Source organism: Sulfitobacter dubius (assembly GCF_027214245.1).
GTDB lineage: Bacteria > Pseudomonadota > Alphaproteobacteria > Rhodobacterales > Rhodobacteraceae > Sulfitobacter > Sulfitobacter dubius_A.
In genome coordinates, this window is sequence record NZ_JAPWHM010000003.1 from 572,066 (window position 1) to 584,193 (window position 12,128).

Annotated in this window: 10 protein-coding genes; 2 read left to right on the top strand and 8 right to left on the bottom strand. The window is 62.8% G+C overall.

Features of this window, described 5'->3' with window-relative positions; all coding sequences use genetic code 11:
• Nucleotides 1-9: 9 nt before the first annotated feature.
• Both O4H31_RS09845 and O4H31_RS09850 read right to left on the bottom strand, forming a co-directional pair.
• Entirely contained in the window at nt 10-465 is a 456-nt protein-coding gene (locus tag O4H31_RS09845; RefSeq protein WP_269345252.1) for an Lrp/AsnC family transcriptional regulator, read from the bottom strand.
• Nucleotides 462-917, bottom strand: a complete 456-nt coding sequence (locus tag O4H31_RS09850) for an Lrp/AsnC family transcriptional regulator (RefSeq protein ID WP_269345255.1) — start codon at nt 915-917, stop codon at nt 462-464. The genes O4H31_RS09845 and O4H31_RS09850 overlap by 4 nt, the downstream gene beginning before the upstream one ends.
• Nucleotides 918-1,051: 134 nt before the next feature.
• Here O4H31_RS09850 and ilvC point away from each other — a divergent pair, with 134 nt between their 5' ends.
• Together ilvC and O4H31_RS09860 are read left to right on the top strand one after the other, a co-directional pair.
• Nucleotides 1,052-2,074, top strand: a complete 1,023-nt coding sequence (gene ilvC / locus O4H31_RS09855) for a ketol-acid reductoisomerase (RefSeq protein WP_067622701.1) — start codon at nt 1,052-1,054, stop codon at nt 2,072-2,074.
• A 76-nt stretch (nt 2,075-2,150) separates the two neighbouring features.
• The gene (locus tag O4H31_RS09860; RefSeq protein ID WP_269345258.1) at nt 2,151-3,071 is read left to right on the top strand and encodes a DMT family transporter; all 921 of its coding nucleotides are present in this window, start codon (nt 2,151-2,153) and stop codon (nt 3,069-3,071) included.
• 6 nt (nt 3,072-3,077) lie between these two features.
• On the opposite strand, the gene glmM is transcribed toward O4H31_RS09860, so the two are convergent.
• The 6 genes from glmM to glyS form a co-directional block, all read right to left on the bottom strand.
• A complete protein-coding gene (glmM, locus tag O4H31_RS09865) occupies nt 3,078-4,424 on the bottom strand; it encodes a phosphoglucosamine mutase (RefSeq protein ID WP_269345260.1) in 1,347 nt (448 codons plus the stop codon).
• Nucleotides 4,421-5,434 (bottom strand): dihydropteroate synthase, encoded by a 1,014-nt coding sequence (folP, locus tag O4H31_RS09870; RefSeq protein WP_269345262.1) that lies wholly within the window; start codon nt 5,432-5,434, stop codon nt 4,421-4,423. The genes glmM and folP overlap by 4 nt, the downstream gene beginning before the upstream one ends.
• Nucleotides 5,434-6,363 carry a dihydroneopterin aldolase gene (locus O4H31_RS09875; protein WP_269345264.1) on the bottom strand — a complete coding sequence of 310 codons (930 nt, stop codon included), beginning with the start codon at nt 6,361-6,363 and terminating at the stop codon, nt 5,434-5,436. The genes folP and O4H31_RS09875 overlap by 1 nt, the downstream gene beginning before the upstream one ends.
• A 113-nt stretch (nt 6,364-6,476) precedes the next feature.
• Nucleotides 6,477-7,121, bottom strand: a complete 645-nt coding sequence (locus tag O4H31_RS09880; RefSeq protein ID WP_201722067.1) for a cell wall hydrolase — start codon at nt 7,119-7,121, stop codon at nt 6,477-6,479.
• Nucleotides 7,122-7,247: 126 nt separating this feature from the next.
• Nucleotides 7,248-9,785: a putative PEP-binding protein gene (locus O4H31_RS09885; protein ID WP_269345267.1), complete on the bottom strand. Its 2,538-nt coding sequence runs from the start codon at nt 9,783-9,785 to the stop codon at nt 7,248-7,250.
• A gap of 74 nt (nt 9,786-9,859) precedes the next feature.
• Nucleotides 9,860-12,073: a glycine--tRNA ligase subunit beta gene (gene glyS / locus O4H31_RS09890; RefSeq protein WP_269345268.1), complete on the bottom strand. Its 2,214-nt coding sequence runs from the start codon at nt 12,071-12,073 to the stop codon at nt 9,860-9,862.
• Nucleotides 12,074-12,128 lie beyond the last annotated feature (55 nt).

The following is a 12,128-nucleotide window of genomic DNA, read 5'->3' on the forward strand; positions in this document are numbered from 1 at the left end:
AATTCGCGGCTAAAGCGGCCCTGGCAGACGCTCTTCACTCAAAAGCACATTGGCCTCCACCTCACCCGCGCCGGGCAGCGTCATGATCCGCCGCCTCAGCACACGCTCGAAGTCAGGCAGGTCCCGCGCCACGACCCGCAGACGGTAGTCGAAAAGTCCCAAAACATGCTCCACCGTCTGCACCTCGGGAATCGCACTCACCGCCCGCTCAAAATCCTCCAAACTCACCCGCCCCCGCGTGGCCAGTTTGATGCCCAAAAAAACGGTCACGCCAAAACCCAACGCCTCGGCATTCAACCGCAACCGCCGACCCGATATCGCGCCACCCTCCTCCAACCGCCTGATGCGCCGCCACGTTGCAGGCTGTGACAGACCAAACCGCCGCCCCAATGCGCTCGCACTCTGCGTCGCATCCCGTGCCAAGGCGCGGAGCAACGATCGGTCAATCTCATCAAGCTCAATCACAGCGGCAGCCCCTCCTGCGTCTTGATCCGCGCTACATGCATCAGCGCCTCGATCTCGGCGATATGCGGTAGCGTGAGGATACGACTGCGATAGATCTGCTGGTAATGCCCCATATCCCGCGCGATGATCGACAGCCGCAGATCGACCCGCCCCAAAAAGGTCTGCAACTCGATCACCTCAGGCACCTGCCGCGCCGCCGCCATGAAGATGTCGAAGGCATTGGCCTGCGTCTTGTCCAGCGTCACCCGCAAAGACACCTCCAACGCATAGCCCAGTGCGGCCCAATCAATCACCACACCGCTGCCCTGCACGATCCCCTGATCCTGCAGACGCGCAATCCGCCGCGCCGCCTTGCCGGAGGTGATACTACACCGCTCCGCCAACTCGCCGGGGCTGAGGCTCGGCTCCGCCTGCCAATAGCGCAGAATACGGCGATCCAGATCATCAAGCATGAATTTTCCGTTTTCTAGTGAAATAACGAATAACTATCTTCATTCTTTCACAAATACCTCTGCGATGACAATGGCCACTAGACGCAACATCGCTATGGTGACCCCCAGATAGAGATCAACCAAAGGACAAGATCATGCGCGTTTACTACGACCGCGATTGCGACGTGAACCTCATCAAGGACAAGAAGGTGGCCATCCTCGGCTACGGTTCCCAAGGCCACGCCCACGCCCTGAACCTGCGCGACTCGGGTGCCAAGAACCTCGTCGTCGCCCTGCGCGAAGGCTCTGCCTCCGCCGCCAAGGCCGAAGGCGAAGGTCTCAAGGTCATGGGCATCGCCGAAGCTGCCGCTTGGGCCGACCTGATCATGTTCACCATGCCCGATGAACTGCAGGCCGAGACCTACAAGAAATACGTGCATGACAACATCCGCGAAGGTGCCGCTATCGCATTCGCCCACGGTCTGAACGTCCACTTCGGCTTGATCGAGCCCAAAGAAGGCGTCGACGTGATCATGATGGCGCCCAAAGGCCCCGGCCACACCGTGCGCGGCGAATACACCAAAGGCGGCGGCGTGCCCTGCCTCGTGGCCGTGGACAAAGACGCCTCCGGCAAAGCGCTGGAAATCGGCCTCTCCTATTGCTCCGCCATCGGTGGCGGCCGTTCGGGCATCATCGAAACCAACTTCCGCGAAGAATGCGAAACCGACCTCTTCGGTGAGCAGGCCGTGCTTTGCGGCGGTTTAGTTGAACTGATCCGCATGGGCTTTGAGACACTGGTCGAAGCGGGCTACGCCCCTGAGATGGCCTATTTCGAATGCCTGCACGAAGTGAAGCTGATCGTCGACCTGATCTATGAAGGCGGCATCGCCAATATGAACTACTCGATCTCGAACACCGCGGAATATGGCGAATACGTCTCTGGCCCGCGCATCCTGCCCTATGACGAGACCAAGAAGCGCATGAAAGACGTGCTGACGGACATCCAGAACGGCAAATTCGTGCGCGACTTTATGCAGGAAAACGCCGTGGGCCAGCCCTCGTTCAAAGCGACCCGTCGCATCAATGACGAGCACCGCATCGAACAGGTGGGCGCGAAACTGCGTGAGATGATGCCGTGGATTTCCGCAGGCAAGATGGTGGACAAGGCCAAGAACTGAGCCATCTCCCCCTACAAACAAGACGACATCGACCCCGGCCTTGCGCCGGGGTCTTTGCCTTCACGCCGGAGCCTCGATGAACACCACGCCTCAGATCACCCGCACCAGCTGGCTGCTGATCGCCATTCTGGGCTTTGTCTGGGGCGGCACCTTTCTGGCCATTGAAATTGCGCTTACGGGCATCACGCCCTTCTGGCTCGCCGCTTCTCGGATCGGGTTTGCCTCGGTGGTGATGCTCGCCCTATGGGCCGGGCGCGGTTTCGCGCTATTCGCCGACCGCCCGACGCGGGGCGTGATCGCGACACTGACCACCATCGGCATTATCAGCTCGGCCCTGCCGTTTTCACTACTGGCTTGGGGGCAGCAATATGTGACCTCTGGCTTTGCCGGGGTGACCATGGCCTCGGTCGCGCTGATCGTTCTGCCCCTGGCACATTTCCTACTTCCGGGAGAGCGTATGACCCCGCGCAAGGTTGGCGGTTTTGTCATTGGCTTTATCGGCGTGGTGGTATTGATCGGCGGGCAGGCGTTTGAAAGCACGGGCGCCGCGATGGAGACTGCGGGGCGTATCGCCTGCGTCGGCGCGGCATCGTGCTATGCCATCAGCTCAATCCTCATGCGCCGCTTGCCGTCCGTAGACCCGATCGGGCTGGCCACGATCCTTATGCTGATTGGTGCAGGCATCATGTTGCCTGCCGCTTTTATCAGCGAAGGCCCGCCGCCCCTGCCCGGGCCCAAGATCGTGGCCGTCTTGGCCTTTCTGGGTCTGATTCCCACCGCAGGCGCGGCCTTTCTGCGGGTCTATGTGGTGCGCACCGCCGGGCCGGTCTTTATGTCCTTGGTCAATTACCAAGTGCCGGTCTGGTCGGTCCTCTTAGGCGCGCTGGTTCTGTCAGAGCCGCTGCCGATGTCGCTGCTCTACGCCATGGTGCTGATCCTTGCGGGGGTCGGGCTCAGCCAATACGGCGCGCTGAAACGGCTGTTCCAGCGCGGATAGGACAGCCTAGCTGCCCACCGCCGCATTCACCGCGTCAACCACGCTGTCCACGGCACGTTCCATCAGTGCCGCGTCTTCATGTTCGGCCATGACACGGACCAGCGGCTCGGTGCCCGATTTACGGATCAACAACCGCCCGCCTTGCGCCAGATCGGCCTCGGCCTGCGCGATGGCGGCTTTGACCTGCGCCTCTTCCAACGGGGTTTGCCCTTCGGAGAACCGGACGTTTTTCAGCAGTTGCGGCACCGGGTCGAATTGGTACAGCAGCTCTGAGGCAGCTTTGCCCGAGCGGACCATCTCAGCCAGAAACTGCATCCCGGCCATAAGGCCGTCGCCCGTGGTCGCGTGGTCGGTCATCACGATATGGCCCGACTGTTCCCCGCCAAGGTTGAACCCCCCTTCGCGCATCCGTTCCACCACATAGCGGTCGCCCACGCTCGTGCGCTCCAACCGCAGACCGCGGTCGTCGAGGAAACGCTCCAGCCCAAGGTTGCTCATCACAGTGGCCACAAGCGCCTTGCCCGCAAGCCGCTCTTCTTCGGCCCAACGGGCGGCCATCAGCGCCATGAACTGATCGCCGTCGCCGATGCGGCCATTCTGATCAATCAGGATCACCCGGTCGGCGTCGCCATCAAGGCAGATGCCCACATCGGCGCCATTGGCCACCACGGCCTCTGCCGCGGATTGCGGCTGGGTCGAACCACAGCCATCGTTGATATTGAACCCATTGGGGGCCACGCCCACGGGGATCACCGTCGCACCCAATTCCCACAGCGCCATGGGCGCCACGTGGTAGGCCGCGCCATGGGCGCAATCGATCACCACTTTCAGCCCATCAAGACGCATCTGCCGCGGGAAAGAGGATTTGACCCGTTCGATATAGCGATAGCGGCTGTCATCGATCCGCTTGGCCCGGCCGATTTGATCCGGCTCCGAGGGCGCAACCCCTTCCGCGACCAGCGCTTCGATTTCCTGTTCGACCTGATCGGAGAGTTTGAAGCCATCCGGGCCAAAGAATTTGATACCATTGTCGCTGGCCGGGTTGTGACTGGCCGAGATCATGACCCCCAGATCGGCGCGCATCGACCGCGTCAAAAGCCCCACCGCCGGTGTCGGCACCGGCCCCAGCAGCAGGACGTTCATGCCTGTGCTGGTGAGGCCCGCCGTCAGCGCGTTTTCGAACATATAACCCGACAGCCGCGTGTCCTTGCCTATGACCACACGGTGCACGGTGTCTTTCTCACGCCGGAAATAGCGCCCCACGGCGGCACCGATGCGCAGCGCCATTTCGGCGGTCATGGGGTGAATATTGGCGGTGCCGCGCACGCCATCAGTACCAAAGAGTTTTGTCATAGCTGTTTTCCTGTCAGTGCCGCGCGGTAAAGTGAAATGGATTGGATGGTCTGCGCCACGTCATGGACGCGCAAGACTTGGACACCGTGGCTCAGCGCCGCCAGCGCGACCGCGATGGACCCCGGTGCGCGATCTTCCCCAGCCGCGCCGCCGCCTATGGTGCCGATGAAGCGTTTGCGCGATGCGCCCAGCAAGATCGGCACGCCAAGGCTGTGGAACAGGCTGAGATTTGCAAGCAGCGTGAGGTTGTGCTCAAGCGTCTTGCCAAAGCCGATGCCCGGATCGGCGATGATGTTGTGCCGCGCGATGCCCTCGGCCTCCAACGCGGTGATCCGTTCGGCCAGATAGTCATAGACGTCGAGCAGGACGTTTTCATACTGCGGGTCACGTTGCATCGTGGCCGGGTCGCCTTGGGCATGCATCACGCAGACCGGCAGGTTCCGCGCCGCACAAAAGGGCGCGAGCGCCGGGTCAAAGGTCAGCCCGGCCACGTCATTGACCAAATCTGCCCCCGCCGCGACCGCGGCTTCGGCCACGGCGGCCTTGCGGGTGTCGATGCTGATCGCTCCGGGTCCAGCAGCGCGCAGCCCTTCGATTACGGGACGAACGCGCGCGATCTCTTCGTCCTCAGGCACCGTTTCGGCCCCCGGACGGGTCGATTCGCCGCCGATATCCAGCATGTCGACCCCCGCCGCCCGCATTGCCGCCCCCGCAGCGACCGCGATCTGCGGATCGGCATGGCGACCGCCATCTGAGAAACTGTCGGGCGTGGCATTGAGAATCCCCATCACGCGGGGGCGGTCGAAAGTCAGCCCTGCGATGGCCGGGCGCGGCGCGGTCAACGCCGCCCGCGCCGTAGCGGAGATCGCGTCTGCCGTGATCACATGCGGCGCTTCCCCCCGCGACAACACCTCAACATGGGTAAACCAGCCCCAGCCGCCCGCGAGGGTCAGCGCACCTTCGGGCCGCGCGGGACCAATCTGAACCAAGGGGCGGTGGTAAGAGGTCATCAGGCAATCTCCGCAGTGTCGACATCGAGCACCCGCACCGGAAGTGCCGCGCCCTCGGGCCGGTCTGCGCCGATCAACACCAACTCGCTGGCGGCAGAGCTCTCTGCGAACCACGCAGCCAAGGCCGGTGCCGCGCTTGGCGGGGCGGCGGGGCCGTCCACCGCATCGAGCACGATCCGCGCGGGCGCCCAAATGCTGATCTGGCCGTTCTTCATGACCCAGTCCAACTCTGTCCGGCTGCCCACCACCGCGCAGCGGGGATCGCGCGCCCAGAGCACCCAAGCGTTCTGTTCGATCGCCAAAAGGTCGATGTGGCGTTGTGCTTTTTCATCTCCGGCCCGTGGGGCCGCGATGTCAGCGGGGCCAACGCACAGGATCATCGGCTGGGCGGAGGCCTCCAATTGGTCGAGCCATCCGGTCAAACGGTCAGAGGCGATGGCGGCATTTGACAGGTATACCACGCGCGGCTGCGGAGCCTCTTGGGCGGCGTCCTCCGCTTTGGCACCGCCCTCCCGCGCCCGCACGATCTCAACCCCAAGCGCACCGGGGCCACGGTCGAGTTTTTCGATCCGCACGAAAACCCGCATCGCCTGCGGTTCGATCAAAATCCGATCCGCCACCCGTTCGGCCAGCGTTTCCAAGAGGTTGAGCCGTTCGGCAGCAAGCTCGGCGGCGATGGCTTCGGTCACGCGGTCATAGGACAGGATGCGGTCCACATCGTCATCCACCACGCCCGTCAGGGGCGCCACCTCGACGACCACGTTGAAACAGACCCGTTGCGTCACATCCCGCTCGGCCTGAAAGGCGCCGATCTCTACCTCAACGATATGATCGCGCAGGGAAATACGGTCGCGCGGCTCAGGGCCGGCCATCGTCTCTGCCCGCTCGGAAGGGTGGGCAAAGGCAAGTCGAATTTCGTCGTCGGACATCGGCAGCGCCTATCGGATCAGGGTATCGGGCCCCGTCGGGGGCGCTTCGATGCACATTTAGCAGGCCCACCGACGGCAGGCCAGCACCCGAAGGCACATCCGCCCCCGAACTTTTAGTTCGACGCGGTTTTCCACGTGTGGCGGTAAAACAGATGCTGACCGATCCGCGCGGTCTTGGTATAGACCCGCGCCCAATTGGGGTTCACGGCGGTGGTGTGGTAGTGGGTCGCGCCATCCGTCAGCTTGGGCGCGGAGCCGTCGATGATCGCACGCGCCACTTTGGAGACACGGGCAAAGGCGCGAGGCTCATTGATGACTTCTTTGTAGCCGTCACAGGTATAGGTGAACTGACACTGATATTTGCGCCCCGTCCCCTGATTGATCACGCCGCAAAGCGTACCCGGAAAGCGGGCCGATTTCACACGGTTCATAATCACTTCGGCCACGGCGAACTGGCCTTTGACTGTCTCACCGCGGGCTTCGAAATAAAGCGCTTCGGCAAGGCACTGCAACTCGGCGTTGCCTTCGGCTTTGGGCTGGCTGTCGACCCAAGCCGTCGAGAATTTTACATCTGTCTCGCTGGCCGACACGGGCTGAGCGACCATCTCCTGAAGCCGCGCCGCACCGGCGGATTTCAGACCTTGAATTTCAATCTGCGCAAGATCGCTCGCGCTTTCGGAGCTTGCTTGAACAGCCAGCGGGCTGCTGCACAGAGCCATGGAAAGAGCAAAAGAGATCGACCGGATAAAACGCATCATGCGCCTCGCATCATTGTTAGGGCTGCGGGGCGGATAGCCAAAAGGTTCCGGGCGGTAAACCCAACCGGGCATTATGTGCAGAAACTTGCCGAATTATGGTATAAGTTGGGCTGGAGCCCGCTGCCCCTACCCGATCTTGTGGGCAATGGCGAGCTGGGCCGCAGCCAAACGTGCAACCGGTACGCGAAACGGCGAACAAGAAACATAATCAAACCCCGATTCGCGGCAAAAAGCGATGGATTCGGGGTTGCCGCCATGCTCCCCACAGATGGAAAGGGTGATTCCGGGCTGGGCATTGCGCCCCCTTTCCGCCCCAAGTTGCAGCAATTCGCCGACCCCATCGGTGTCGAGCACATGGAAGGGGTCCTCCGGGTAAACCCCCTGTTGCACGTAATTCGACATGAAGCGCCCCGCATCGTCGCGCGAGAGGCCATAGGTCATCTGCGTCAGGTCGTTGGTCCCGAAACTGAGAAAGGCGCAATGCGGCGCGATTTCCTCGGCACGCAAACAGGCGCGCGGGGTTTCTACCATCACGCCGAGACGGTAGGTGAAGCTCGCGTCGCGCTCACTGCGCACGGCGGCGGCCACGGCATCGACGCTGGCTTTGACCAATTCCACCTCGCGCCGGGCGCTGACCAGTGGGATCATGATCTCGGGCACCACAGGCTCACCATCCCGGCTGGCCTCAATGGTCGCTTCAAAGATCGCGCGGGCCTGCATTTCGTAGATTTCCGGCACTGTGACCCCCAGACGCACGCCGCGCAGGCCCAGCATCGGGTTATACTCCGTCATCGCCGCCACGCGGCGCGTCACGTCGGACATCTGCAGCCCGAGCGCCTCGGCCAGTTCGCGCTGCCCGGCCTTGTCGGAAGGCAGGAATTCATGCAGCGGCGGATCGAACAGGCGAATGCAGACAGGTTGCCCCTGCATGATGCGGAACAACTGGGTAAAATCCTCGCGCTGCATGGGCAGCAGGCGTTCCAGCACGGCGCGGCGGTCTTCGCCGCTTTCGGCAAAGATCATCTCGCGCATCACGGTCAGGCGACCGGGCTCAAAGAACATATGTTCGGTGCGGCACAATCCGATGCCATGCGCGTTGAAATTGCGCGCGGTCTGCGCATCGGCTGGCGTGTCGGCATTGGCGCGAATGCCGATGTCGGCCACATCCTCGGCCCAGCCCATCAGCCGGGTGAACGTATCGTCCAGCGCGGCCTCTTGCATCTTGGCCGCCCCCGCCAAGACCTGCCCGGTCGAGCCATCAACGGTGACTTGATCCCCCTCGACAAAGACCCGCCCATCAGGGGCGATGATCTGCCGCTGGGTCACGATAAAGCGCATGTTCGACGCACCGACAACACAAGGAAGCCCCATGCCGCGCCCAATGACCGCCGCATGGCTGGTGATGCCGCCGCGCTCTGTCAAAACGGCGGCGGCGGCATGCATGCCGCGAATATCCTCAGGCGAGGTCTCACGCCGGACAAGGATGCAAGGCTCCCCCCGCGCGGCGCTGGCCTGCGCATCGCTGGCCGAAAAGACGATCCGCCCGGTGGCCGCGCCAGGGCTGGCGGCAATGCCCCGCCCGATCACGTCGCGTTTGGCGCTTGGGTCAACCTGACGGTGGAGCAGTTCCGACAGCGTGCGCGGCTGCACCCGCATGAGCGCCTCCTCGCGGCTGATGATCCCCTCGTCCGCCAGCGCCACAGCGATCCGCACGGCGGCCCGAGAGGAACGCGCGACCTTCACACCGTCCAAGATATGCAGTTTGCCCTGATCGATCACGAATTCGACCTGCATCTCGGCCCGCAGCCGTTTGCGCATCAGCGCCGCGTGCTCTTTCAGCTCGGCAAAGGCATCGGGCACCAGCTCTTCCAACGACGGCCCACGCGGATCACGGGTGAGATACATCGCCGCCGCATCGCCTTCGAGCGCATCGCGGCCTTGGCTCTGGCTCAGATACCGCCCGGTAATTTGCGGCAGGCCGGTATCACTATCGACCAGTTGCAACACACCCGAGCCGCACTGCCCCTGCCCCACGCCAAAGGCCATTTCCTGAACCACCAGCCCCAACCCCGCATCCGCAGGCGCGCCCTTAGCCTGCCGGAGCAGCCGCGCCGAGGTCCCGTTCCACGCCCGCGCCATGGAGCGCAGCACGGCGGCAAGCTGGGTCGCCGGGTCTTGGGGAAAACGCTCTTCCGTCTCGGCTTCATAAGCGCGCAAGGAGGCCATCAGCGCCGCGCGGCCATCGCCGTTCACATCGTCGAACATATCCGGGTCGAGACGGGCGACATTGACCGCATAAGACTGCACGAACCGTGAATAAAGCGCCGCCGCCGGGCCTTCGCCGATGGTGCCCGCATAGCTTTCAAAAAGCGCATCGTTGATCCCGATGTTCAACACCGCCCCCGGCCCGCCCCAATCAGGGTCTTGACTGGAGGGCCGCACACAGAGAAGCGCCCCTTTGGGGAACTGATCGACCACTCCCTGCACATCAGGCATCTGCCCCCGCGCGATCTGCTGCACCGCGTCAAAGGACAGCGCAATGGTGCGCGGCACCGGCAGGTCGAGCCGCACGAGACGTTGCAGGCATTTGGCCCGTCCGCCGTGGGTGTTATTGGCAATCGGCGCGGTGGGGGTCACCAGCGTGGTATGGGGATCATTCTGCACTGCGGCACCTTAATCGTTCCGGTGCAGCATAGGGGTTGAGGCAGAAGGGGCAAGTGATCTCGCCCCCTCAACGGTCAGCCGTCCAGTTTAGTCAAGTCCGCCACGGCACTACAGATCGTGCGAATGCGGCTCAGCAGATTAAGCCGGTTGCGCCGCACCGTGGGGTTCTCGGCATTGACCTGCACCGCCTCAAAAAAGGCATCAATCGGTCCGCGCAAGTCGGCCATCGCCGCCATCGCGGTCGAGAAATCCTGCTCTGCCATCGCCGGGGTGATCTTGGCCTCGGCCTTGTCGAGCGCGGCGAAGAGGTCTTTCTCCGCTTCGGTTTCCGCGAACTTCGGATCGGCACCAAAGGAATATTCCACGCCATCGGCCTCTTCGGCTTGGCTGAGGATGTTGTTGGCGCGTTTGAAGCCTTGGATCAGGTTCTCGCCATCGTCGGTTTTGAGCGTTTCCGACAGGGCGCGGGCGCGTTTGACCAACAACGTCAGGTCGTCGCTGCCGTCCATCGCGATGCAGGCGTCGATGATGTCGTGGCGGATGCCTTGGTCGCGCAGGTAGACTTTGAGGCGGTCGTGGATGAAGGAAAGGAGATCGCTCTGCAATTCGCTGTTAAAGTGCCACTCATGGATCGTCACACGGGTCCGGCCCGCTTCAGCGAGTTCCTTGAGATCAAACTCACCTCGAATATCCTCGGCTCGTCCTGTTCCGATTACACGACCGTCTTCTTGAACCGTCGCGAGGGCATCAGCTTCGATAGTGGCGCGGTGTGTCTGCAAAGTATCCGACAAGGAAAGATATAGGTCATTCTCCACCAGAATCCGAATAACCCCCAAAGCCGCACGGCGCAGCGCGAAGGGATCCTTGCTTCCGGTCGGCTTCTCATCAATCGCCCAGAACCCGGTCAGCTTGTCGATCTTCTCGGCCAAAGCCACAGCGATCGACACCGGCGCTGTTGGCACGTCATCGGACGGCCCCAGCGGCGCGTAGTGATCTTTCGCCGCATCGGCCACGGCGTCCGACAGCCCAGCCTTGCGCGCGTAGTAGCTGCCCATCAGGCCTTGCAGCTCGGGGAACTCATAGACCATTTCGGAGCTGAGGTCGGCCTTGGCCACCCGCGCCGCCTGCTCGGCCTCATCGGCGTCGGCGCCGACCAGCGGGGCAAGCTCACGCGAAAGGGTCGCCATGCGGTCGATCAACTCGGCCTGTGTGCCGAGCTTGTTGTGGAAGGTCACGTTTTCCAGCGCCTTGACCCAAGTCTCCATGCCGCCGCCCGAGGTCACGGTGCGCAGGTCATTGTCCCAAAAGAATTTCGCATCCGACAGCCGTGCGCCCAGCACTTTTTCGTTGCCCGCAAGGATCGTCGCGCCATCGTCGGCGGTGGTGCGGTTGGCGACGGTGACGAAGCGTTCAATCTGGCCAGACTTCGGATTGCGAACCGAGAAGAACTTCTGGTGTTCTTTCATCGATGTCTGCAGCACCTCGGGCGGCAGGCCCAAGAAATCTTCGCCGATGCGGCCCATCAGCACGACGGGGTATTCCACCAATCCGGCGACCTCGGCCAGAAGCCCTGCGTCCTCAACCACTTCCAACCCGGCGGCGAAGGCCATGTTGGTCGCGTCATGCCAAATCGTGTCGGCCCGCGCGGCGGGGTCGAGCACGACAAAGGCGCGCGAGAGTTTGTCTTGATAATCCTCGAACCCCGAGACTTCGATCTCAGCCGGTGCAAGGAAACGGTGCCCGCGCGTGGTGTTGCCAGCGGCGATGCCGTCGATGGTCAGCGGCACCACCTCGGCGCCGGCCTCATCGCTGATGACGCAAAGGATCGAATGCAGCGGGCGAACCCATTTGAGGCTCCCCGTGCCCCACCGCATTGACTTGGGCCATGGGAAGTTGCGGATGGTCTGTTCCAGCACCTCGGCCACGATCTCAGCCGCAGGGCGGCCTGGCTTTTCGATCTTGGCAAAGAATACTTTGCCTTTGGGCGTGTCGCGTTCTTCCAATTGATCACGGGTCGCCCCAGCACCGCGCAAAAACCCTTCGATGGCTTTCTCAGGCGCGTCGGCTTTCGGGCCTTTGCGCTCTTCCACCTGTCGCGGACTGGCGGCAAGCATATCGCCAAGCGCCAGCGTCAGACGGCGCGGGGTGGTGAAAACGGCGGCGGAGCCATAGGTCAGACCGGCTTCGACCAGACCGTTGGTGACCAGCTTTTGCAGGTCTTCGCCCGCGCGTTTCTGCATCCGCGCAGGGATTTCTTCGGAGAAAAGTTCAATCAGCAGATCTGGCACGGGCGGCCCCCAATTCTTGCCGCAATGGCGGCGTCTCATCGGGGGCTTGGATAAC

Bases quoted from the DNA above. Each gene is read 5' to 3' on its own strand.
- O4H31_RS09850 (WP_269345255.1), bottom strand. From the start codon at position 917: ATGCTTGATGATCTGGATCGCCGTATTCTGCGCTATTGGCAGGCGGAG.
- ilvC (WP_067622701.1), top strand. From the start codon at position 1,052: ATGCGCGTTTACTACGACCGCGATTGCGACGTGAACCTCATCAAGGAC.
- O4H31_RS09860 (WP_269345258.1), top strand. From the start codon at position 2,151: ATGAACACCACGCCTCAGATCACCCGCACCAGCTGGCTGCTGATCGCC.
- glmM (WP_269345260.1), bottom strand. From the start codon at position 4,424: ATGACAAAACTCTTTGGTACTGATGGCGTGCGCGGCACCGCCAATATT.
- folP (WP_269345262.1), bottom strand. From the start codon at position 5,434: ATGACCTCTTACCACCGCCCCTTGGTTCAGATTGGTCCCGCGCGGCCC.
- O4H31_RS09875 (WP_269345264.1), bottom strand. From the start codon at position 6,363: ATGTCCGACGACGAAATTCGACTTGCCTTTGCCCACCCTTCCGAGCGG.
- O4H31_RS09880 (WP_201722067.1), bottom strand. From the start codon at position 7,121: ATGATGCGTTTTATCCGGTCGATCTCTTTTGCTCTTTCCATGGCTCTG.